Origin of the sequence: Streptomyces luteosporeus (assembly GCF_039532865.1) — a bacterium.
In the GTDB taxonomy this organism is placed as follows: domain Bacteria; phylum Actinomycetota; class Actinomycetes; order Streptomycetales; family Streptomycetaceae; genus Streptomyces; species Streptomyces luteosporeus.
In genome coordinates this window covers 418,977-439,651 of the sequence record NZ_BAAASL010000001.1, presented here as the reverse complement: position 1 = coordinate 439,651, position 20,675 = coordinate 418,977, and the positions used below count along the sequence as shown (strand labels likewise).

The 20,675-nt window shown below is 72.0% G+C and carries 24 protein-coding genes; 13 read left to right on the top strand and 11 right to left on the bottom strand.

What is annotated here, in order from left to right:
• Window positions 1-76 precede the first annotated feature (76 nt).
• A complete protein-coding gene (locus ABD361_RS02055; RefSeq protein WP_344432838.1) occupies window positions 77-748 on the top strand; it encodes an ATP-binding protein in 672 nt (223 codons plus the stop codon).
• A gap of 347 nt (window positions 749-1,095) precedes the next feature.
• On the opposite strand, the gene ABD361_RS02050 is transcribed toward ABD361_RS02055, so the two are convergent.
• Window positions 1,096-1,863, bottom strand: coding sequence for a SigE family RNA polymerase sigma factor (locus ABD361_RS02050; protein WP_344432837.1), 768 nt, complete (start codon window positions 1,861-1,863; stop codon window positions 1,096-1,098).
• A gap of 216 nt (window positions 1,864-2,079) precedes the next feature.
• Here ABD361_RS02050 and afsQ1 point away from each other — a divergent pair, with 216 nt between their 5' ends.
• The 5 genes from afsQ1 to ABD361_RS02025 all read left to right on the top strand — a co-directional run bounded on the left by afsQ1 (window position 2,080) and on the right by ABD361_RS02025 (window position 6,037).
• Window positions 2,080-2,760, top strand: coding sequence for a two-component system response regulator AfsQ1 (afsQ1, locus tag ABD361_RS02045; RefSeq protein WP_344432836.1), 681 nt, complete (start codon window positions 2,080-2,082; stop codon window positions 2,758-2,760).
• Between the two features lie 135 nt (window positions 2,761-2,895).
• Window positions 2,896-4,410 (top strand): ATP-binding protein, encoded by a 1,515-nt coding sequence (locus tag ABD361_RS02040; protein ID WP_344432835.1) that lies wholly within the window; start codon window positions 2,896-2,898, stop codon window positions 4,408-4,410.
• Window positions 4,407-5,039: a hypothetical protein gene (locus ABD361_RS02035; RefSeq protein ID WP_344432833.1), complete on the top strand. Its 633-nt coding sequence runs from the start codon at window positions 4,407-4,409 to the stop codon at window positions 5,037-5,039. The genes ABD361_RS02040 and ABD361_RS02035 overlap by 4 nt, the downstream gene beginning before the upstream one ends.
• A gap of 112 nt (window positions 5,040-5,151) precedes the next feature.
• A complete protein-coding gene (locus tag ABD361_RS02030; protein ID WP_344432832.1) occupies window positions 5,152-5,706 on the top strand; it encodes a VanZ family protein in 555 nt (184 codons plus the stop codon).
• Window positions 5,707-5,818: 112 nt separating this feature from the next.
• A complete protein-coding gene (locus ABD361_RS02025; protein WP_344432831.1) occupies window positions 5,819-6,037 on the top strand; it encodes a PspC domain-containing protein in 219 nt (72 codons plus the stop codon).
• A 154-nt stretch (window positions 6,038-6,191) separates the two neighbouring features.
• Here the strand turns inward: ABD361_RS02025 and ABD361_RS02020 are convergent, their stop codons facing one another.
• Complete coding sequence (locus tag ABD361_RS02020) at window positions 6,192-6,659, bottom strand: hypothetical protein (protein ID WP_344432830.1); 468 nt, start codon at window positions 6,657-6,659, stop codon at window positions 6,192-6,194.
• 170 nt (window positions 6,660-6,829) lie between these two features.
• Window positions 6,830-7,984: an adenosine deaminase gene (locus tag ABD361_RS02015; RefSeq protein WP_344432829.1), complete on the bottom strand. Its 1,155-nt coding sequence runs from the start codon at window positions 7,982-7,984 to the stop codon at window positions 6,830-6,832.
• Window positions 7,985-8,250: 266 nt separating this feature from the next.
• Between ABD361_RS02015 and ABD361_RS02010 the strand changes: the two genes are divergently transcribed.
• Window positions 8,251-8,931 (top strand): alpha/beta hydrolase, encoded by a 681-nt coding sequence (locus tag ABD361_RS02010; RefSeq protein ID WP_344432889.1) that lies wholly within the window; start codon window positions 8,251-8,253, stop codon window positions 8,929-8,931.
• Between the two features lie 7 nt (window positions 8,932-8,938).
• Here the strand turns inward: ABD361_RS02010 and ABD361_RS02005 are convergent, their stop codons facing one another.
• Window positions 8,939-9,868 carry a LysR family transcriptional regulator gene (locus tag ABD361_RS02005; protein WP_425583111.1) on the bottom strand — a complete coding sequence of 310 codons (930 nt, stop codon included), beginning with the start codon at window positions 9,866-9,868 and terminating at the stop codon, window positions 8,939-8,941.
• 135 nt (window positions 9,869-10,003) lie between these two features.
• Here ABD361_RS02005 and ABD361_RS02000 point away from each other — a divergent pair, with 135 nt between their 5' ends.
• Both ABD361_RS02000 and ABD361_RS01995 read left to right on the top strand, forming a co-directional pair.
• The gene (locus ABD361_RS02000) at window positions 10,004-11,302 is read left to right on the top strand and encodes an MFS transporter (RefSeq protein WP_344432827.1); all 1,299 of its coding nucleotides are present in this window, start codon (window positions 10,004-10,006) and stop codon (window positions 11,300-11,302) included.
• A gap of 29 nt (window positions 11,303-11,331) precedes the next feature.
• On the top strand, window positions 11,332-11,880 hold the full coding sequence (locus tag ABD361_RS01995) for a DUF1697 domain-containing protein (protein WP_344432826.1): 549 nt from the start codon (window positions 11,332-11,334) through the stop codon (window positions 11,878-11,880).
• Window positions 11,881-11,931: 51 nt separating this feature from the next.
• On the opposite strand, the gene ABD361_RS01990 is transcribed toward ABD361_RS01995, so the two are convergent.
• On the bottom strand, window positions 11,932-13,056 hold the full coding sequence (locus ABD361_RS01990; protein WP_344432825.1) for an ABC transporter substrate-binding protein: 1,125 nt from the start codon (window positions 13,054-13,056) through the stop codon (window positions 11,932-11,934).
• A 182-nt stretch (window positions 13,057-13,238) separates the two neighbouring features.
• Between ABD361_RS01990 and ABD361_RS01985 the strand changes: the two genes are divergently transcribed.
• Complete coding sequence (locus tag ABD361_RS01985; RefSeq protein WP_344432824.1) at window positions 13,239-13,742, top strand: GNAT family N-acetyltransferase; 504 nt, start codon at window positions 13,239-13,241, stop codon at window positions 13,740-13,742.
• Between the two features lie 396 nt (window positions 13,743-14,138).
• On the opposite strand, the gene ABD361_RS01980 is transcribed toward ABD361_RS01985, so the two are convergent.
• The 3 genes from ABD361_RS01980 to ABD361_RS01970 form a co-directional block, all read right to left on the bottom strand.
• Window positions 14,139-14,336: a hypothetical protein gene (locus ABD361_RS01980; protein WP_344432823.1), complete on the bottom strand. Its 198-nt coding sequence runs from the start codon at window positions 14,334-14,336 to the stop codon at window positions 14,139-14,141.
• Between the two features lie 94 nt (window positions 14,337-14,430).
• A complete protein-coding gene (locus ABD361_RS01975) occupies window positions 14,431-14,622 on the bottom strand; it encodes a DUF397 domain-containing protein (protein WP_344432822.1) in 192 nt (63 codons plus the stop codon).
• An 8-nt stretch (window positions 14,623-14,630) separates the two neighbouring features.
• Window positions 14,631-15,509, bottom strand: coding sequence for a helix-turn-helix domain-containing protein (locus ABD361_RS01970; RefSeq protein WP_344432821.1), 879 nt, complete (start codon window positions 15,507-15,509; stop codon window positions 14,631-14,633).
• A gap of 245 nt (window positions 15,510-15,754) precedes the next feature.
• Between ABD361_RS01970 and ABD361_RS01965 the strand changes: the two genes are divergently transcribed.
• A complete protein-coding gene (locus ABD361_RS01965; protein WP_344432820.1) occupies window positions 15,755-16,321 on the top strand; it encodes an ATP-binding protein in 567 nt (188 codons plus the stop codon).
• Window positions 16,322-16,328: 7 nt separating this feature from the next.
• On the opposite strand, the gene ABD361_RS01960 is transcribed toward ABD361_RS01965, so the two are convergent.
• From ABD361_RS01960 to ABD361_RS01950, 3 genes are all read right to left on the bottom strand, one after another.
• On the bottom strand, window positions 16,329-17,411 hold the full coding sequence (locus ABD361_RS01960; protein ID WP_344432819.1) for a hypothetical protein: 1,083 nt from the start codon (window positions 17,409-17,411) through the stop codon (window positions 16,329-16,331).
• A gap of 90 nt (window positions 17,412-17,501) precedes the next feature.
• Window positions 17,502-17,834, bottom strand: a complete 333-nt coding sequence (locus ABD361_RS01955; RefSeq protein WP_344432818.1) for a YciI family protein — start codon at window positions 17,832-17,834, stop codon at window positions 17,502-17,504.
• 88 nt (window positions 17,835-17,922) lie between these two features.
• Window positions 17,923-18,321 (bottom strand): VOC family protein, encoded by a 399-nt coding sequence (locus ABD361_RS01950; protein ID WP_344432817.1) that lies wholly within the window; start codon window positions 18,319-18,321, stop codon window positions 17,923-17,925.
• A 351-nt stretch (window positions 18,322-18,672) separates the two neighbouring features.
• Here ABD361_RS01950 and ABD361_RS01945 point away from each other — a divergent pair, with 351 nt between their 5' ends.
• Complete coding sequence (locus ABD361_RS01945) at window positions 18,673-19,326, top strand: TetR/AcrR family transcriptional regulator (RefSeq protein ID WP_344432816.1); 654 nt, start codon at window positions 18,673-18,675, stop codon at window positions 19,324-19,326.
• A 455-nt stretch (window positions 19,327-19,781) separates the two neighbouring features.
• Window positions 19,782-20,546 (top strand): SDR family oxidoreductase, encoded by a 765-nt coding sequence (locus tag ABD361_RS01940; RefSeq protein ID WP_344432815.1) that lies wholly within the window; start codon window positions 19,782-19,784, stop codon window positions 20,544-20,546.
• Window positions 20,547-20,675 lie beyond the last annotated feature (129 nt).

Below are 20,675 nucleotides of genomic sequence, written 5' to 3'. Positions count from 1 at the left end.
TGAGAAGGATCGGATCGACAACGCAACGTAGTGGATGCGTTACTGAGTGCGCACGCCCGACCCGAGGGGATCCCCCATGCGGCCGAATGCCTCACACTGGTATCCCGTGACCTCCCTCCTGTCCTCCGCGCGCGTCATCCTGCTCACCGGGCCCTCGGGCTCCGGCAAGTCGTCCCTCGCCGCCCGCACCGGGCTGCCCGTGCTCAACCTCGACGACTTCTACAAGGAGGGGCACGACCCCACCCTGCCCCTGCTCGCCGACGGCAGCGGCACGGACTGGGACTCGCCGCTGTCGTGGGACGCGGACGCCGCCGTCGCGGCCATCGACGCCCTGTGCCGCACCTCCCGCACGACGGTGCCGGTGTACGACATCTCGACGAGCTCGCGCGTGGCCGAGGGCGTGCTGGACATCGGCCGTACGCCGGTGTTCATAGCCGAGGGCATCTTCGCCGCCGACATCATCGAGCGCTGCCGCGAGCTGGGCCACCTCGCCGACGCGCTGTGCCTGCGGGGACGGCCCTCGACGACGTTCCGCCGCCGCCTGATGCGCGACCTGACCGAGGCCCGCAAGCCGGTGCCGGTGCTCATCCGGCGCGGCCTGCGCCTGATGCGGGCCGAACGCGGCATCGTGGCCCGCCAGACGGCGCTGGGCGCCTTCGCCTGCGACCGCGACACGGCGATGGGGCGCATCGCCGCCGCGGCGGCCGGCCGCCGCGAGGACGTCCGCGCCCAGCCGTCGGCGGCGTAGCGCCCCGAAGGGGCGCGGGGAACTGCGCGAGCAACCACGACGCTCCCGCAGACGAGGTCCCCGGGGCTGCGCCCCGTCAGGGGCGCGGGGAACTGCGCGACAAGCCACGATGCGCCCGCAGGCGGAGTGCCGTGCTGCGCCCGGGCGCTGGCGGCGGCGCTTCGGCTGCGGGCCGTCGGCGGCCGATCGCGCAGTTCCCCGCGCCCCTGGCGGGGCGCTGTCCGCCGGTGGGCGGGTGCGCGTGGGCGCAAAAACGACGGAAGCGGGTCCGGCAATCCCCCCGGCTGCCGGCCCGCTTCCGCTTCCCCCGTGTTTCCCCCGTTTTCCCCCGTGTTTCCCCCCTCGGCTCAGGCCACGAGTTCCCCGAAGGACTCGCGTACCCCCCGGCCCTTGCCGATGGCCTCGTCGTCGCGCAGGCGACGCAGCGAGCGCCAGATGCTGCTCTTGACGGTGCCGACACTGATGTCGAGGATCTCCGCGATCTCCGGGTCCGTGCGGCCCTCGTAGTAGCGCAGGACGAGCATGGTGCGCTGGAGTTCGGGCAGGCGGGCCAGGGCCTGCCACAGGACGGCGCGCAGTTCCGTGCCGCGCATGGCGTCGCTCTCGCCGGCCGTCTCGGGCAGTTCCTCGGTCGGGTACTCGTTGAGCTTGCGCCGGCGCCAGGCGCTGATGTGCAGGTTGGTCATCGTGCGGCGCAGGTAGCCGCCGATGGCCGCCTTGTCGGAGATGCGGTCCCAGGCGCGGTAGGTGGAGAACAGCGCGCTCTGCAGCAGGTCCTCGGCCTCGTGCCGGTCGCCGGTCAGGTGGTACGCGGTGGCGTACAGCGCGGCGCGGCGTTCCTGGACGTAGGCGGTGAAGGCGGCCTCGGCGGACTCGCTGCTCTGGTGCGACACGCCGGTGCGCTCCGTCGTCGCGGCCGCGGGGGCGCCCCCCGCGCCCGGCGCGGCCTCGCCGTACGTGATCGCGTCGACCGCGATCATGTACGGCGGACGGATGCGTCCGGTGCCGCGAGCGCACCCCCGCCCGCCCACGGCACCGGACATCTCGGTGCTCCGTCCGGCGTCGTGCAGGCGCGTGCGAACTGCGCTGGTCGCGGTGCTGTGCAGTGTGTTCATCTCGCGCCCCCCGTCGGTGGAGCCAACTCGGTCCGGCAGTGACCGGACGTCGGTGGTGCCCGGTGAACATCAGCCTGCCGGGCCAGTTTCATGGCGCTGTCCGCCGACTGTCACAGCCCTGCAACAGCCTCGGCGCGTGGCGTTGCGCAGGTCCCCGGAGGCCGCCGCGGTGTCCTCGGTCGAACTACCGGCCACTCTTGGGCCAGAATGACCACTGTGCCTTTCCTGTTGCTGATCGAGGACGACGACGCCATCCGCACGGCTCTTGAGTTCTCCCTGTCCCGCCAGGGTCACCGTGTGGTGACCGCGGCGTCGGGCGAGGACGGCCTGAAGATGCTGCGCGAGCAGCGGCCCGACCTCGTCGTGCTGGATGTGATGCTGCCGGGCATCGACGGTTTCGAGGTGTGCCGGCGCATCCGCCGGACCGACCAGTTGCCGATCATCCTGCTGACCGCGCGCAGCGATGACATCGATGTGGTGGTGGGTCTGGAGTCCGGTGCGGACGACTACGTCGTCAAGCCCGTGCAGGGCCGGGTGCTGGACGCCCGGATCCGGGCGGTGCTGCGCCGGGGGGAGCGGGAGTCGAGCGATTCGGCGGCGTTCGGTTCGCTGGTCATCGACCGGTCGGCGATGACGGTGACGAAGAACGGCCAGGATCTGCAGCTGACCCCGACCGAGCTGCGGCTGCTGCTGGAGCTCAGCCGCCGGCCGGGGCAGGCGCTGTCGCGCCAGCAGTTGCTGCGGCTGGTGTGGGAGCACGACTACCTGGGCGACTCCCGGCTGGTGGACGCCTGTGTGCAGCGGCTGCGCGCGAAGGTGGAGGACGTGCCGTCCTCGCCCACGCTGATCCGTACGGTCCGTGGCGTGGGCTACCGGCTGGACGCCCCGCAGCAGTGATCCCGCAGCAATGATCCGGCAGCAGTGATCCGGCGCATCCGCGCCGTACGCACGACGTCGAACGAACACGAGGACTGAGAGCAGACAGTGACAAAGGAGCCCGGTCGGGTGGGGGGCTGGGCGGCGGCCAGGAGGATGCCGAGGCCGAGCCTGCGGTGGATCAGCCTGCGGCTGCGCCTGATGCTCGTCTTCGCGCTGGTGGCGCTCGCCGCGGCGGTGTCGGCGTCGGGGATCGCGTACTGGCTCAACCGTGACGCCGTGCTGACGCGCACCCAGGACGCTGCCCTGGAGGACTTCCGCAAGTCGCTGCAGGACAACACCGGTTCGCTGCCGCTGTCGCCGACGTGCCCGGAGCTGCAGGAGGCGGCCGACCGGATGGCGGCGACCTCGCAGAAGTACGAGGTGCTGCTGATCGGCAAGGTCAAGGGCGGCGGGAGCTGCGCGGCGCCGTCCGACCGCGACCTGTTCACGCTCGCGACGGTGCCGAAGACGCTGGTGACGGCGGTCAACCGGGAGCGGAAGGTCACCGAGTCCAACCCGTACCCGTACCACCTGTACTGGCAGCGGATCACGCTGAACGGCAAGCCGTACCTCGTCGGCGGCGCCAAGGTCATCGGCGGCGGGCCGACCGGCTACCTGCTGAAGTCGCTGGAGAACGAGCGGGCCGACCTCAATTCGCTGGCCTGGTCGCTGGGCATCGCCACGGGCCTGGCCCTGATCGGCTCGGCCCTGCTGGCGCAGGCCGCGGCCTCCACGGTGCTGCGGCCCGTGCAGCGGCTGGGCGACGCCGCGCGCCGGCTCGGCGAGGGCAAGCTGGACACCCGGCTGCGGGTGTCGGGCACCGACGAGCTGGCCGACCTGTCGCGGACGTTCAACAGGACGGCCGAGTCGCTGCAGAAGCGCGTGGAGGACCTCAGCTCCCGGGAGGCCGCGAGCCGGCGCTTCGTCGCCGACATGTCGCACGAGCTGCGCACCCCGCTCACGGCCATCACCGCGGTGACGGAGGTGCTGGAGGACGAGGCCGACTCGCTCGACCCGATGATCGCCCCCGCCGTGCAGCTCGTGGTCAGCGAGACCCGCCGCCTGAACGACCTGGTGGAGAACCTGATGGAGGTCACCCGCTTCGACGCGGGCACGGCCCGCCTGGTGCTGGACGACGTGGACGTCGCCGACCAGATCACCGCCTGCATCGACGCCCGCGCCTGGCTGGACGCGGTGGAGCTGGACGCCGAGCGCGGCACCATGGCCCGCCTCGACCCGCGCCGCCTGGACGTGATCCTCGCCAACCTCATCGGCAACGCCCTCAAGCACGGCGGCTCGCCGGTGCGGGTGTCGGTGCGCGCCGACGACCAGCAGGTCGTCATCGCCGTGCGCGACCACGGCCCCGGCATCCCCGAGGACGTCCTGCCGCACGTCTTCGACCGCTTCTACAAGGCCAGCGCCTCCCGGCCGCGCTCGGAGGGCAGCGGCCTGGGCCTGTCGATCGCGCTGGAGAACGCCCACATCCACGGCGGTGAGATCACCGCCGCCAACTCCCCCGACGGCGGCGCCGTCTTCACCCTGACGCTGCCGCGCGACGCCTCCGGCATCGAGCCGGGCTCCGGTGACGGGGCGGGCGGCGGCGACCGCGCGGAAGGGGACGCACAGTGAGAACGGCAGCACGTGACGGCAGGAGCAGACCCGGCCGGGCGCTGGTGGCGGCCGGGGCCGCGCTCGGCGGGCTCGCCGTGCTCGCCGGCTGCGGCATCCGCGGCACGACCGTGCCCGTGGACGCGGGCAGCGCACCCTCCCGGGCCACCTGCGTCGTCCAGCCGCACGACGCGCAGCCGCAGCCGTCCGCGCCGTCCAGCAGCGCCACCACCACGGTGCAGCTGGTGTGCACCTCGCAGCTGCTGCCGGTGACTCGGCAGGTGACCGTGCCCGAGGGCGGCGACCCGCTCGCCCTGGCCCGGACGCTGCTCGCCGAGCTGAAGCGGCAGCCCACGCCCGCGGAGGAGGAGGCCGGCTTCTCCACCGAGGTGCCCCAGGCGCTGGCCGTGAACGCGCCGCGCCGGGGCGACCCGGCCGGCACGCTGCGGCTGAGCAGCGAACCGGACGACCTGCCGGCGGTGGCCCTGGCGCAGCTGGTGTGCACGTTCGCGGGCACGCCCGCGGCCGACGGGCGCAGCACGGTGGCGCTGGGCGGTCCGGGCGAGGAGCGGCCGCGCGGCTACGCCTGCACGGACGAGACGCGCACGCGCCCGGAGTCGGCGCGCGGCAGCGGCACGACCCTTCCCTGACGGCGCGCCCGGTACTCCCGGGCGCCTCTTGACGCCCCCCGTCGGCAACGGGCGCTGACTCTCCGTACCCGCACGCGGAACCGCGCGCCCCGCGTGCGGCGTCATGGGGGGCGTGCAGCGTCATGGCTACGGCGGTACGCCCGCCCTCCGATACCGCTACCGCGTGGCGGGCGGTGTCCTCCTGGCCGTTCATCTCCTGGTCCTCGGCTGGCTCGCGCTGCGTCCGCTGACCGCGCCGTGGGTGAGTGCGGCGCACCTGGAGCCGCTGGCCACGATCCGCGCCGACCTGGCGCTGGGGCCGTGGGAGGCGACGCGGTCGATCGCGGCCGGGGTGCTGCCGTTCGCCCCGCTGGGGGTGCTGCTGCCGTGGGCGGGGGGCCGGATCTCGGCGTCCGCCGTGGGGTCGCTGGCGCGCACGGTCTTCACGGCCGTGATGCTCTCGCTGATGCTGCAGGTGGTGCGCAGCGGGGTGATGGGGCAGGTCCTGGACGTCGACGCGTTGTTGCTGAACGTGACGGGGGTGACGGTGGCCCACCTGGCGGTGGTGCCGGCGCTGCGGGCGCGGCTCCGTCGCAGGGCCGAGGCGCGCCCGGCGCGTGCCCCCCGCCGGGAGGAGGCGGACCGGGGGCTGACCCCGACGATCCCCAGGGTCGGGATCGCCCCATAGAGGGACGTTGTGCAGGGGGGTGCGGCCTTAGCGTTGAAGTGTCGGGAAGGCCGGAGACGGCGAACCGTTCCCGCACCGCCTGCCCACTGCGCCGAGCCCGAGGAGTCACGCCATGTCCCGCCCGCTGGTCCGTCCCCGCCACCACAGGATGATCGCCGGTGTCTGCGCCGGCCTGGCCGAGCGCTTCGGCACCTCCCGCACGACGATGCGGCTGATCTTCCTGCTGTCGTGCCTGCTGCCCGGCCCGCAGTTCGTGCTCTACCTCGCGCTGTGGGTGCTGATCCCGGCCGAGGGCAGCCCGCGGGCCGCCGCGAAGGCGACCGACTGGTGACCCGCCGGCGCCGTGCCGCCGGACAGCGCAGCGGGCCGCGCATCCCGTCAAGGGGTGCGCGGCCCGCTGCGTGCCGTACGCGCCGGCCAAGCCGTCCGTGTGCAGGTGTCGCTCCGACGGATCGCGTCGAGGTGCCCGTTCCCGATCCGGTCCGTCAGTGCACGGGGGTGTTGGGGGTGCCCAGGCCCGGCAGGGACAGGCCGTTGGGGGCGATGCTCTTGGTGGGCAGGGCGCCCAGCAGGCCGGCGTTGCCCTTGTTGTCGGCGGGGGCCGTGGCGGGCGCGTTGGCCGTGGCCGAGGCCTTCTGGTGGGTGGTGCCGGCGAGCTTCTCGGCCGGGCCGGCCAGCTTGTCGGTGTGCAGGTGCGGGTTCAGGGCCGTGTCCGCGGCCCGGGCGCTCTGCTCCAGCAGCCCGGACTTCACCGCGCGGTCGGTGGCCGAGGCGACCGGGCCGCCCGCGGGCAGGAGGGTGGTCGCGGTCTCCATGGGGAGGCCCTTGTACGCGCCGGTGGCCGTGGTGGTGAGGGACTCGAGCGTGCCGGCGGAGGCGGTACCCGCCGCGCCGACGGCGATGGCGGCACCGGCGACTGCGACGCCGAGTGCCCTGAGAGATACCTGCTTCATCGGAATCCGTCCTCGTGTCGGAATGACGGGGGTGCGGGAAAGCTAGCCACCTTTCCCGCACCCCCGCAAACGACGACACGGCCGGACGGGCGGCCGGGAGAAGAATTCCCGGCCGCCTCTCCGCCATTTCCCGCCCGGCCGACCGGCCGGGTATTCCGGGGAATTGCTGGTCAGGCGCTTTCGACGATCGGCGTGCGGAACAGCCACTCCGACTTCAGCTCGGCGTAGCCGGGCTTGATGACCTCGTTGATCATGGCGAGACGTTCGTCGAATGGGATGAACGCCGACTTCATCGCGTTGACGGTGAACCACTGCATGTCGTCCAGCGTGTAGCCGAACGCCTTGACCAGGTGCTCGAACTCCAGGCTCATGCTGGTGCCGCTCATCAGACGATTATCGGTGTTCACGGTGAGCCGGAAATGCAGTTTCCGCAGCAATCCGATGGGGTGCTCTTCGTACGAAGCGGCGGCGGCCGTCTGGAGATTGGAGGTGGGGCACATCTCCAGCGGAATGCGCTTGTCGCGCACGTACGCGGCGAGGCGGCCCAGCTCGACCGAGCCGTCCTCCTTGACCTCGATGTCGTCGATGATGCGCACGCCGTGGCCGAGCCGGTCGGCGCCGCACCACTGCAGGGCCTGCCAGATCGACGGCAGGCCGAAGGCCTCGCCGGCGTGGATGGTGAAGTGGTTGTTCTCCCGCTTGAGGTACTCGAAGGCGTCCAGATGGCGGGTGGGAGGGAAGCCGGCCTCGGCGCCCGCGATGTCGAAGCCGACGACACCCGCGTCGCGGTGCTTGTTGGCCAGTTCCGCGATCTCCAGGGCGCGTGCCGCGTGCCGCATGGCGGTGAGCAGGGCGCCGACGCGGATGCGGTGACCGTTCGCACGCGCGCGTCGCTCGCCCTCGCGGAAGCCCTCGTTCACGGCCTCGACGACCTCGTCGAGGCTCAGGCCGGCCTCCAGGTGCTGCTCGGGGGCGTAGCGCACCTCGGCGTAGACGACGCCGTCCTCGGCGAGGTCCTCGGCGCACTCGGCGGCCACGCGGAAGAGCGCCTCGCGGGTCTGCATCACGGCGCAGGTGTGCGCGAAGGTCTCCAGGTAGCGCTCCAGCGAGCCGGAGTCGGCGGCCTCGCGGAACCAGACGCCGAGCCGGTCGGCGTCGGTCTCGGGGAGCTTGTCGTAGCCGACGGCGTCGGCCAGTTCGATGACCGTGCCCGGGCGCAGGCCACCGTCGAGGTGGTCGTGCAGCAGGACCTTGGGCGCGCGCCGGATCTGGTCGGGGGTGGGTCGGGACGCGGAGTGCGATGCGAACGGGGTCTCGGTCGTCATCTGCGCACTGTAGCCCCTACGCGCGTAGATGGCGGCGAACGATACGGAACGGTGACCCGTCGGCGGGGTGGACACCACCCGTCCTTCTGCCATGGTTGTCTGCCATGGTCCAGCAAGCGTTGCCGCAGCGAGACCCATGGGATCCCCAGGACCCACCGACCTCACAGGTCCCGGCGATCACCGCCGGAACCCCGGCCACCGCCGCAACCGCCCGCCTCGGCCCGCCCCTGGGCGCCGCCGGCCGGGCCGACGGCACGGTGCAGGGCGTGGCCCTGCTCCTGCCCGACGGCAGACCCACCGGCGAGCGCCGCCCCTCCCCCCTGGCCCTGCGCGCCCAGCGCCCCCTCGCCCGGCTGCTGAGCCGCTCCGGCGCGGCCGAGGGGCTGGTCGTCCATCTCGTCCGCTACCGCCACCGCGGCTGGAACGGCTCCGCCGCGCACCCCGTGCGGGACGCCGAGTGGGCCGCGGACGAGGTGGTGCGGCGCTACGGCGACGTACCGGTGTGCCTCGTCGGTACGGGCATGGGCGCCCGCGCCGCCCTGCGCGCCGGCGGGCACGCGGCCGTCACCTCCGTCCTGGCCCTCGCGCCCTGGCTGCCGGAGCCCGACGCCCTCCTCGCCCCCGATCCCGTACGGCAGTTGACGGGCCGGCGCGTGCTGCTGGTGCACGGCACCAACGACGAGCGCACCGACCCCGACCTGTCGTACCGGCTCGCCGAGCGGGCCAAGAAGGTCAACCGGCAGGTGTGCCGCTTCGAGGTGCACTCCGACGGCCACGCCCTGCGCCAGCACCGCACCGAAGTCCTGGCGCTGGCCGCCGACTTCGTCCGGGGCTGCCTGCTGGGCCACCCCTACGCCCGCCCGCTCGCGGACGCGCTGGCGGCCCCGCCGCCGCTGGGGCTGCGGATGCCGCTGGCAGCGGGCTTCGGGGAGTCCCTGCGGCATTGAAGGACGCTCACCGGTGCAGGAGCTGTCCCCTCCGCGAGAGCAGGAACCGCTTGAACGCCGCGACCGGCGGCGTGTCGGGGTGCCCGTCCAGCCAGGCCACCCCGATCTCCCGCACCGCCCGCGGCGCGGTCACCGCCAGCTCGACGACCCCGGGCCGCGGCACCGCGGGCGGCGGCAGCAGCGCGACCCCCAGGCCGGCGGCCACCAGGCCGCGCAGCGTCTCGGGGTCCTCGCCCTCGAACGCCACCTTCGGCGAGAACCCGGCCTCCGCGCACAGTGCGTCGGTGATGCGCCGCAGCCCGTAGCCGGGCTCGAGGGTGACGAACAGTTCGGCGGCCGCCTCGGCCAGCCGGATGCGCTTGCGCACGGCCAGCGGATGGTCCTCCGGCACCACCAGCCGCAGCTTCTGCTCGTCCAGCCGGCGGGCGACGAGATCCGGCTCGTCCGGCACGGGCGAGGTCAGGCACAGGTCGAGGTCGCCGGCCCGCAGCCGCTCGATCATCGCCTCGCCGTAGTTCTGCACGAGCTGGAAGCGCACGCGCGGGTGGTCGGCGCGGAAGGCGCGGATGAGCTCGGGTACGGTCTCCGAGCCCATGGTGTGCAGGAAGCCGAACGCCACCTTGCCGGCGGCCGGGTCGGCGTCCGCCCGTACGGTCTCGGCGGCGCGCTCCACCTCGTACAACGCCCGCTCGACGGTCGCGAGGAACGCGCGGCCCGCGGCCGTCAGCGAGACCGTGCGCCCGTGCCGGGCGAACAGCGCCACGCCCAGGTCGGCCTCCAGCCGGGCCATCGACCGGCTCAGCGTCGACTGCGGCATGCCGAGCCGGCGCGCGGCCCGGGTGACGTGCTCGTGCCGCGCCACCGCGGCGAACTGCGCCAGGCGCGGGGCCAGGGTCGCCGCCCAGGAGCCCTCCTCCAGCCCGGCCGTTGGCGTCACATCAAAGTTTTGGGTAACACTCCTGTTGCCAGTCGGTGACAGAGACGGCCGTGACCTGCGCTCATGCTCCACAGGAACGATTATGACGAGTCTGTGCATTGGACGCATCAGATGCTCCGTACATACGTTTGGGGCATGCCTCCTGCCGATATCAGGGCATCCGGCGCCGCTGTGCGTACGGGTGCCGCTGTCTCGCCCTCCTCTTCTTCTTCCGATGACGACTCCCGGCTGGTGCCCGGCGACTCCGCCTACCGCCGGATGACGATCGCGCTCTTCGCCGCCGGCGTCGCGACCTTCGCCCTCCTCTACTCCACGCAGGCCCTGCTCCCGGCGATCTCCACCGGCCTCGGCGTCACCGCCGACCAGGCCAGCTGGACCGTCTCCGCAGCGACCGCGGGCCTCGCCCTCGCCGTCATCCCGCTGAGCGCCCTCTCCGAGCGCCACGGCCGGCGCGCGACGATGACGGCCGCCCTGTGCGTCGCCGCCGCCCTCGGCCTCCTGGTGCCCCTCGCCCCCGACCTGGGCACCCTCACCGCACTGCGCGCGCTGCAGGGCGCGGCACTGGCCGGCGTGCCGGCCTCGGCAATGGCATACCTGGCGGAGGAAGTCCGCCCCAAGGCGCTGGTCGGCGCCATCGGCCTGTTCGTGGCCGGCAACTCCATCGGCGGCATGTCCGGCCGCATCCTCGCCGGCTGGGTCGCCCAGGCCTGGGGCTGGCGCGCGGGCCTGGCCGCCGTGGGCGCGCTCGCCGTGGTCTGCGCCGTCGCCTTCCGGGTGCTGATCCCCAAGGCGCGCCACTTCACGCCCGCCACGGTCTCCGCGCGCTCCCTCGGCCGTACGCTGCGCACCCACCTCTCCGACCCGCTGCTGTGCCGCCTCTACGCGATCGGCGCGCTGTTCATGACCGTCTTCGGCGCGGTCTACACGGTCGTCGGCTACCGCCTGGCCGGAGAGCCCTTCTCCCTCCCGCAGGGCGTCGTCGGCTCCGTCTTCCTCGTCTACCTGGTCGGCACCGTCTCCTCGGCCGCCGCCGGCAAGCTCGTCGGCCGCCTCGGTCGGCGCGGCGCCCTCTACCTCGCCGTCGGCACCACGGCCACCGGCCTGCTGCTGACCGTCTCCACCTCGCTCCTCGCGGTGCTCGCCGGCCTCGTGCTCATCACGGCGGGCTTCTTCGCCGGCCACGCCGTCGCCTCCTCCGCCGTCTCCCGCACCGCGAGGACGGGCCGCGCCCAGGCCTCGGCGCTCTACCAGATGGCCTACTACATCGGCAGCTCCGTGGGCGGCACCCTCGGCGCCCTCGCCTTCGGCGCGGGCGGCTGGGACGGCACGGTCGTCCTCGGCCTCGCGGCGATGGTCGCGGCCGCGTCGATCACCCTGTACGCGACCCGGCGCGCGATCGCCGAACGCCGCGTCCCGGTGACGGCCCGCCGGTGATGTCAGTGCCCCGCCGTACGGTGGGGCCCATGGCGACCAAGGCGTACGCGGCCCTCCTGCGCGGCATCAACGTGGGCGGCCGCAAGAAGGTCCCGATGGCCGAGCTGCGCTCCCTGCTGGAGCAGCTCGGCCACGGGGACGTCCGCACGTACCTGCAGAGCGGCAATGCCGTCTTCACCAGCCCGCAGCCGGACGAGGGCGTGCTGGCGGCGCAGCTGCGCGAGGCCCTCGCGGCCCGCTTCGGCTTCCCCGTGGACGTCATCGTGCGCGACCACGCCTACCTGGCAGCGGTGGCGGCGGCATGCCCCTTCCCGGCGGCGGAGCTGGAGGGCCGGCAGCTGCACGTGACGTACTTCGCCGAGCCGATACCGCCGCCGGCGGTGGAACGCTCCGGCTTCCTCCCGGAGGACTTCGCCCTCGGCGACCGGGCGCTGTACCTGTACGCCCCCGACGGCCTGGGCCGCTCCCCGCTGGGCGACACCCTGGCCCGGGCGGTGGCCAGGACGGGCGCCGTGGCCACCAGCCGCAACTGGAACACGGTCCTGAGGCTGACGGAGATGACGAAGCCCGGCGGCTAGCCCTTGCGCGGCGGCCGGGGCCCCGTAGGGGCGCGGGGCACCGTGGTGGACTCAGTGGCCCTGGGTGCCGTTCTGGTCGACGGGGTACAGGCCGAGCCTGTTCCCGGGGTCGGCCGGGTCGGCGCCCTTGACGTCGCCCACGTACAGGCTGACGCGGGCCTTGTAGCGGTCGAGGGCGGCGCGGTCGCTCATGAACCTGCCGAGGCCGAGCGGGTTCATGTTGTCGTAGTCGAAGATGCCCTTGCGGCCGGCCGGGGCGGCGACGTCGGTACGGGCGCTCCAGCCGTAGGAGGTCTGCTGGTACTGCTTCGACAGGATCCAGCTCAAGTACAGCTTGGCGGCGGCCTTGTGCGGGGCGTCCTTGAGGATGGCGCCGGTCTGCGGCCACGCGACCCACGGCGACTTCTCGGGGATGCTCGTCCTCGACAGGCCGCTGGAGCTGCCGGAGCTGCCGAAGTTCGCCACGTACCCGTCCTTGCCGACCCGGGCGGAGGCGTCGGCGGTGCCGCGGACGAACGTGGGGTTCTGGGCGCGCAGCTTCTTCAGGTAGTCGAAGCCGTACTTGTCGGTGAGCTGCTTGAAGTAGTACAGGACGGCGTCGTCGTCGTTGGGGTAGGTGAAGACGAGCTTGTTCTTGTACTCGGGCTTGAGGAAGTCCTGCGCCTCGACGGGGGCGTTGTCGCCGAGCGTGGTGGCGGTGACATTGGCGAAGCCGATGAAGAACAGGCCGGTGTAGTAGCCGTCCTTGTCCTTGACCTTGTCGTAGACCTTGTCCCAGCCGACCGGCTTGTACTTCTCCAGGGCCCCTTCCTTCTTCCAGCGCGGGAAGTCGTCGAGGGTCTGGAGGTGGACGACGTCGGCGACGACCTTGTGCTCGGCGATCTGGTTGTCGAGGCGGGCGTCGTGGTTCTTGCTGAAGTCGACGACGGTGTCGACCTTCATCTTGGGGAACTGCTTGACGAACGCGTTCTTGAGGTAGTCGGCCTGACCCGGCTTGTCCCCGCCGGCATAGACGACCAGCCGGCCGCCCTCGGCCACGGCCTCCTTGTACAGCTTCTGCAGCTGCACGTCCTCACTCGCGCTCTGCGACGGACTGGCGGCGGCGACAGTGGCACCGCTCGCGGCGAGAACGCCGACCGCGGCGGTTATGGCCCATGCCTTGCGGGTGGACTTCACGACGACTCCTTGTAGAGGACCGAAACGCTTGAATCTTCAAGCACTGCCCACCCTATGTCCTTGAATGTTCAATAAAAGTAAAAGGTCGACCCGCTCTGGTGGCCGCCCTGCGCTGAACGACCTCGTTTGCACGGCGGTAATCAACTTGCCGCCGGCCCCGCCGGGCGAGCAGGGTCTGGATCATGCTTGAACTACGCATCTTGGAATCGGACGACTGGCCCCTTTGGCGGGAGTTGCGACTGGCCGCGCTCACCGAGGCGCCCTCCGCGTTCGGATCGACGCTGGCCCAGTGGCAGGGCCCCGGCGACCGTGAGGAACGCTGGCGCGCCCGCCTGTCGATCCCCGGCGCACACGATCTCGTCGCGCTCCTCGACGGCCTTCCGGTCGGCATGGCCAGCGGAGTGCCGGGCGAGGAGGCGGAGAACGTGGAGTTGATCTCCATGTGGGTCCACCCCACGGCTCGCGGCAAGGGCGTGGGTGACCACCTGATCCAGGCGGTCGAGCAGTGGGCGGCGGAGCACGGCGCCACGACCCTGCGGTTGTCCGTCATGCCGGACAACCACAAGGCGGCCGCGCTCTACGAGCGCCACGGTTTCACGGACACGGGTGAGCCCGGCGACCCTCTGCCCGATGGCGTCGGCAGGGAGCGGGTCATGGCGAAGAGCCTGGCCGGTCGTACCCGATGACGCCCGCGGCCAGCTCCTCCGCCGTGATCTCCGTGGCCCACCCCTCGGGCGGCTCGGAATACGGCGAACACGCCCCGCACGCCCCACAGGCCCACCGCCCGTAGATCCCGTGCACATCGGCACCGCACCCCGTGCACGAGTGCGTCGTGTAGTACGGAATCCCCTCCACGCGCCTCGCCTCCCCGCGCCATCCCCGCGCTGCGGACATTGTCCAGGCTTCCTCGACGCTCAGAACGTCCGGGTCGTGTTCCAGGCGGCCTGACTCGCAGCAGCAATTCCGAAGCGCATGCGAAGTCCTTTCTGGATGAGTGGAGTTGCTCATCACGACCGCGCTCCGAGCATGACAGCACCCACCCGCCCTCGGGCCCAAATCACCCGAACGGGAGAGCAGTCAGGTCAGCCGATGCCGCGGGCAGCCTGAGCAACCATGCCGCCGACGCTGGCAACGGTCTGCCCCACAGCCTGCCGGACGCCCTGGGCGGCCTGCCCGATGGCATTGCCCTGCGCCTGGGCGGGTGCGGCCACGGCGGTGCACGCCAGGGTCAGGAGCGTGCTGACGGAAAGGGTGACGACGATGCGGCGTACTCGGTTCATACCGGTCCTCCTTGACGGCGGCGGGTGAACGCTCTCGCCAGCCAGGCTTCCCGGGTAGTGCGCATCCGTGCGCCGCGGAAGGAGCGCACGGGCGCTAGCGGGGGCGCGCCGCCGCCTTGACGGTGCGCAGGAGGGCGGCCAGGGCGGCGGGGCGCACGGCGAGCACGACGGCGGGATCGTCGCTTTCGCGGAGGCGTATGAGCCCTCCGGGTGGGAGCGACACCTCGACGCAGGAGCCCTCCGCCCCCACGCTGTAGGAGGACTTACGCCATGCCGGCTTGCACATATCGTCACCTAACGCAGCTCGTACAGGATGTGCTGGATCAAGCTCAGTGAGCTCTGAGGCGCTTGCCGCTCGGGGGCAGCATCGGGGTCCACCGGCGGCAGTGCCATGGCTGCGATCCGGTCGAACATGGCGGCGTAGTCCGCGACCACATTCTCGGCTCCGATGAAGTCCGCACTCGTCGGGTGTTCCCGGTACAACGTGTCTAGCTCGGGAGTTGCCCCACCGAACAGGACGAAGGACCTGACGAAGGTGGAGTAGGGACCCTTCTCGAAAGGGAAGATCTGCACGGTCACGTGTGGCAGCCGGGCCACCTCGATCAGTCGCAGCAGCTGCCGACGCATGATCTTGGCGTCTCCCACCATCATCCGCAGTCCGGACTCCGGGATGACGGCGTGGTACTTCTGCAGTCTCGGCAGGACGCGCTGCCGCGCGAGGCGGAACTGCACCCACCTGTCCAAGTGCCGGTGGTCCTTCTCGACGCTGGAAATCACCGCGTGGGCGTAGTCCTCGGTCTGCAGCAGCCCGGGCACGACCGACGACTCGTGGGAGCGAATGGTCGTGGCCTGGGATTCCAGCTCCGCCAAGTCGAATGCTCTGCGCTGCAGGGAGTCCTTGAAGTCGTCCCACCAGCCCTTGCCCGACTCCTGGGCCATGGCCATGAGCCCGTCGAACAGCGGCCCGGGCGGACAGCCGTACTCCCGGAGGAGCATGTAGAGCCGGTTCCTGGTCACGTCCAGGCGGCCGCTCTCGATGTTGCTGATACGCGCCCTGTCGGTATCCAGCAGGGCAGCCGCTCGATCGCCCGAAATCCCGGCTCTCTCCCGCAGCTTGCGCAGCTCGGCTCCCAGGCGACGCTGCCGCGCGCTGGGCTCCTTCCTCGGTGGCACCCGTGACCTCCTTCCAGCTTCCGGCAGTCTGCCGACGGGCCGACGGAAGGGTCCACTCACCGAGTGGCACATCACCCACACGGGGCGACATCGAGGTGATTCATTGCACGCCCGTAAAACCTTTCACTACGGTCGAGCCGACTCGATTCCCCGCGGAACAACGCGGAAGTGCACCTGCGCCACGGCACGTTGGCGCGGACAAAGACACCGCGTACCGCCCCCGCTCCCCGGACTCGGAGACGCACATGCCGGACTGCTCCCTCGTCTTCCCGCCCCACCCCGCATGGGTGCGGACCGCACGCGAGGCCGTGCGGACGCTCGTCATGGCCGCGCGCCGCAGCGATCTCGCGGAAACCGCCATGGCCCTCACCTCCGAGGCGGTGACAAACGCCGTCAACGCGTGCCGGATCGGCAACTGCACCGCCCCCGTCACGCTGAGCGTGGAGTGGGCGACCCCGCACCACATCAAGGTGCTGGTGCACGACGACGCCCCCGGCCTGCCCGCACTGCGGCAAACCGTCGCACCGCACGACGAGTCGGGGCGCGGGCTGCTGCTCATCGACCGCCGCGCGCAGGCGTGGGGCGTGTGCCCGGACGGCCCGGGCGGGGGCAAGTCGACGTGGTTCGTCCTGGGCGGCGGGCCGCCCAGGAGGACCTCCCGCTCGCCGATCGACTGCCCGGACTGCACCGGTCTGGAGGCGGCGCGCCGCAAGGCCGTGGCGGGCGGCGACCGCACCGAGATCGAGGACACGACCGTGGCCGTACGCAGCCACTTCCGCGACGAGCACCTGCTGCCCCGGTGGACACAGTGACCCCCGCCTACACCGCTTCCTGCGGTTCGCGCCCCGCGCCCGCCGGCGTACCCGCGTGCGGGCAGCCGATGGCGTTCATGACGGCCAGGCCCTGGTCGTCGACGAACTTGGTGAACACCTGCTGCGCGTAGCCGAAGATCAGGGCCCAGGCGATGATCTGCGCGGAGGAGTCCAGGGCGCTGAGGCCGGGGACGAAGTCGCCGCGCATCAACAGCAGTCCCAACAGAGCGGTGAGCGCTCCCATCGGGAGTTTGAGCAGGGCCAGCGCCACCGGCACGTTGTACGGGGCGGAGGTGCCCCGGATGTGGCGCAGGGACACCGCCGCGGCCACCGAGGCCGCCACCGTCCCGGTCATCTCGACCACGGGGTAGTCCCACGTGGACGCGGCTCGGCCGAAGGCAACGTCAAGGTCCTTCGCGTCCGAGGGTGGCTCCATGCCGGTCGGGCAGACGATGCCGATGCCCTCCGGCCGGAAGCACAGCGGCACCACGTCCGGCGCCCAGACGCCGAGCACCGCGACCGTGACCGCCATCACCGCCAGCCCCAGGCTGACGATCAGCACGATGCGGACGAAGCTCAATGCGCGGAGCTTCTCCCGTTGCAGGGCCTGCTGGGCGGTGACGACGGCGCCGACGAGTGCCGCGCGCTGCGCCGGGGTGAGGGGGACGTCGCGGACTTCCCGCGCGATCTCCTCGACCCGCTTGCGCCGCTCGTCCGTGACCGGCAACTGCTCCCGTACGACGGCCACAAGGCCCGGCATGAGTGCCTGGACGTCGGCGAGCGGGGCCAGCCGCAGCAGCAGGCTGTACGCGGCGTCGATGTGGACGTTCGCGACGGCCAGGTGCTTGTTCGGCCGGTGACCGGGATGGGTGCCGTGGCCGAGGGCGTCCTCCGCCGCCTGGAGTTCGGCGTACGCCTCGTCCGCCAGCGCCGGGGCCGCGGCCCGCACCCCCGGGTCGGCGTCATCGAGTGCCCTGACCTTCGCGACCTGGACGCGTGCACGCAGTTCGCCGATGCGTGAGCGGGCTCCTTCGCGGAGCTCCCAGGTGCCCTTCTCGTAGCGGCGCTGATGATGACGGTTCCCGGCCATACCGGCGAATATCGCCGATCCCGGCAGCAGGGGCGGCGCGATACGGCCTGATTAATCCCATTGGTCCACCGGGCCTGTCCCCCCTGCTGTTCAGGCGGATTCGAGGACCGGGCGGAGTTCGATGGTTTCCGGGGTGGGGAGGCTCTTGGCCAGTTCGAGGGCTTCCTCTCGATCGGCAACCTCGACGACGAACCAGCCGCCGAGCGTCTCCTCGCCGGCGTGCGCAGGCCCGTCGGTCACCGCTGATGTCCCGTCGGCGGTCGTGCGCACCGTGACGGGAGTGATGTGCTCGGTCTCCAGGGCCTCGCCGCCGACCAGTTTTCCGGCCGCGGCCAGGCCGCCGATCCAGTCTTCGTACGCCTTGCGGTACGCGGCCCGGTCGGCCTGGATCCGGCGACGCGACTCGTCCGTTTCGAAGATCACGAACGCGTATTTCACAGAAGTCCCTCTCCGGTCGCCGTACGGGCGACCCCTGCTGACGGTATGCAAAGGCTGCAGCCGGTTCCGGCCGTCAGGCGCTCTGGGGGCCGGCCGGGGTGACCCATTCGACGAACTGGACGATCACCCCGTTGGGGTCGGTGACCTGGAAGAGGCGTTCGCCCCAGGGCTCCTCGCGCAGCGGCATGGTGATCTCGACGCCCTCGGCGCCCAGCCGCTTTTCCTCCAGCTCGATACCGGTGGTGGTGAAGGCGAGGATCACGCCGGAGGCGTGCCGGTCACGCTGGTCGGCCGGCAGCACTTCGGTGCCACGTGCGAGCAGGACGATGTCCATTGCGGCATCGTCGCGCGACAGGGAGGCGAATCCCTCGGCGGCGGCCTGCTCGGTGTAGCCGAGGTGGGTGGTGAAGAACCGCTGGGACGCGGCGACGTCGTCGACGGTGAGCGAGACGGTGGACGCGCTGATCTGCAAGGTGCTTCTCCTCAGTGGTTTCCGGGAGCCGGAGGTACGGGTGGCCGGGTGAGCGCAGGTCAGCAGCCGGAACGCCGCGGCAGATTGCGGACCCGCGGGAGGGCCCGCCGGGCAGGTGCGGGGAGAACGCGAGCCGGACGCCGATGGCCGCGGGGTGGAATCGCGGCGCGGTTGCCGCCCCCGATCGGGACCGGGCCGATCGCGACGGGTGCGACCCGAAGGGCGACAGGGCGGGCTTCGATCACGGACACATCCGTTCTTAACTCCGTAGGAATTTTACGACGGACGTAACTTTAGGCCGACCCCCTCCGCAGCGTCAACATAAAAATGCCACGAGGGTAAGATTTCCCCATGACTACGGACGCCACCTCCCCCGCTCCCCCTGCCGGCCTGCGGGAATCCAAGAAGCAGGAGACCCGGCAGCTCATCTCCGACGTCGCCACCGGCTTGTTCCTCGCCCAGGGTTTCGAGCGGACCACCATCGCCGAGATCGCCGCCGCCGCGCGGGTGGCCAAGAAGACGGTGACCAACTACTTCCCGCGCAAGGAGGACCTGGCCCTGGACCACCAGGACGCCTTCATCGCCTCCCTGGCCGGTACGGTGACCGGCCGACGGGCCGGCGAGTCGGCCCTGGCGGCCCTGCGCCGCGCCTTCGCCGACGCGGCCGCGGTCGCCGACCCGGTCGCAGGGTTCTCCGGCCCCGACTTCGCCCGGATGATCGCCGACAGCCCCACCCTCACCGCCCGGCTGCGCGACCTGCACGACCTGCGCGAGGCCGCCCTGGCAGACGCCTTGGCGGACGCCACCGGCGCACCCCGCGGCGACATCACCCCCCGCACCGCCGCCGCCCTGCTCGGCGCCGTGCACCGCACCCTGTTCCAACGCATCCAGGAACTCACCCTCACCTGCCAGGACAACGCCCGGATCTCCGCCACCGTCACCGCAGAGGCGGACCGTGCCTTCGGCCTGTTGGAGCCTTCGCTCGCCGACTACGCCACAGCGTGAGCCGGGCGCCGCTCGCCGGCCCGGGCGGCCGGCATGCGCGCCTTCGGCTCCGCGATCCCCCGCCGGTCACCCGCACGGAAAGCCCCGACCACCGTCAGCCGGACGCCCGGCCCCGCACGTACGGGAAACGAGCGGAGCGTCTCCACCGGCCCCAGCCACATCGCGGCAGCAGCCAGCTCCCCCTCAGCCACAAACCCACGGCGCGATCTCCTCACGCACCCCCACCCCGCGACGGCACGAGAACGGCGACCAGCCCCAAGCCCACCCGCAGCCCGGCGACAAAGGCACGCCCCCACCCCTCCCCTCGTAGCCGGCCAAATCTCTGACCCGCACCAGCCCTCCCTCCCTGGTGGTGACACCACCAGCACCACCACGATCCTGGTTGCCCAAGCTCCCGCCCCCCAAAGTGGAGACCACCCAAACCCCACCGCCACCTCCACCCCAGGGAGCACCCCATGAGCAGCTACGCCGCCCTCGCCGGACGTACCGCCGTCGTCACCGGAGCCGCCAGCGGCATGGGCGAGGCCACCGCCCGCCTGCTGGCCACCAACGGTGCTCGCGTGGCGCTGCTGTCCCGCCGCCGCGACCGGCTCGACGACCTCGCCGCGAAGATCGTCGCCGACGGCGGTCAGGCCCTCGTCGTCCCCGTGGACGTCACCGACCAGGCGTCCGTCGACGCGGCGGTCGCCGCCGTCCACGAGGCGTACGGTCCCGCCGACCTCGTCGTCAACAACGCCGGCGTCATGCTGCCGAACCCGATCGACGACGGCCGCGTCGACGAGTGGACGCGGATGATCGACACCAACATCACCGGTGCCCTGCGCATCATCCGCGCCTTCACCGCCGACCTCGTCGCCGCGGCCGCGGAGGGCCGTACCGCCGACCTGGTCAACGTCTCCTCGATCGCCGCGCACCTGACGTTCCCGAACTACGCGGTGTACAGCGCCACGAAGGCCGCGCTCACCCACCTGTCGGCCATGCTCCGCACCGAGCTCGGCCCGCGCGACGTCCGCATCACCAACATCGAGCCGGGCATGACCGACACGGAGCTGGGCGGCCACATGGACAACGCGGCCCTCGCCGAGGAACTGCGGGGCCTGCAGGAGGCGGTCGGCTCGCTGTCGTCCGACGAGATCGCCGACGTCATCGCCTTCGTCACGAGCCGCCCCCGACACGTGAACCTGCGCCAGGTGATGGTCCTCCCGACCCGCCAGGCCTAGGCGGAGCCCGCCGGTGGCGCGTCGACTGCGGGCCGTCGATGGCTGATCGCGCAGTTCCCCGCGCCCCTGACGGGGCGGGGCTACACGATCCGCCGGACGCGTCCCAGGGACCCTCGTAGCGTCTCATCC

Bases quoted from the DNA above. Each gene is read 5' to 3' on its own strand.
- ABD361_RS01940 (WP_344432815.1), top strand. From the start codon at position 19,782: ATGAGCAGCTACGCCGCCCTCGCCGGACGTACCGCCGTCGTCACCGGA.
- ABD361_RS02025 (WP_344432831.1), top strand. From the start codon at position 5,819: ATGTCCCGCCCGCTGGTCCGTCCCCGCCACCACAGGATGATCGCCGGT.
- ABD361_RS01960 (WP_344432819.1), bottom strand. From the start codon at position 17,411: ATGGCCGGGAACCGTCATCATCAGCGCCGCTACGAGAAGGGCACCTGG.
- ABD361_RS01945 (WP_344432816.1), top strand. From the start codon at position 18,673: ATGACTACGGACGCCACCTCCCCCGCTCCCCCTGCCGGCCTGCGGGAA.
- ABD361_RS02040 (WP_344432835.1), top strand. From the start codon at position 2,896: ATGCCGAGGCCGAGCCTGCGGTGGATCAGCCTGCGGCTGCGCCTGATG.
- ABD361_RS01985 (WP_344432824.1), top strand. From the start codon at position 13,239: ATGCTTGAACTACGCATCTTGGAATCGGACGACTGGCCCCTTTGGCGG.
- ABD361_RS02055 (WP_344432838.1), top strand. From the start codon at position 77: ATGCGGCCGAATGCCTCACACTGGTATCCCGTGACCTCCCTCCTGTCC.
- ABD361_RS02015 (WP_344432829.1), bottom strand. From the start codon at position 7,984: ATGACGACCGAGACCCCGTTCGCATCGCACTCCGCGTCCCGACCCACC.
- ABD361_RS01980 (WP_344432823.1), bottom strand. From the start codon at position 14,336: ATGAACCGAGTACGCCGCATCGTCGTCACCCTTTCCGTCAGCACGCTC.
- ABD361_RS01965 (WP_344432820.1), top strand. From the start codon at position 15,755: ATGCCGGACTGCTCCCTCGTCTTCCCGCCCCACCCCGCATGGGTGCGG.
- ABD361_RS02000 (WP_344432827.1), top strand. From the start codon at position 10,004: ATGCCTCCTGCCGATATCAGGGCATCCGGCGCCGCTGTGCGTACGGGT.
- ABD361_RS02050 (WP_344432837.1), bottom strand. From the start codon at position 1,863: ATGAACACACTGCACAGCACCGCGACCAGCGCAGTTCGCACGCGCCTG.
- ABD361_RS01975 (WP_344432822.1), bottom strand. From the start codon at position 14,622: ATGTGCAAGCCGGCATGGCGTAAGTCCTCCTACAGCGTGGGGGCGGAG.
- ABD361_RS02020 (WP_344432830.1), bottom strand. From the start codon at position 6,659: ATGAAGCAGGTATCTCTCAGGGCACTCGGCGTCGCAGTCGCCGGTGCC.
- ABD361_RS01995 (WP_344432826.1), top strand. From the start codon at position 11,332: ATGGCGACCAAGGCGTACGCGGCCCTCCTGCGCGGCATCAACGTGGGC.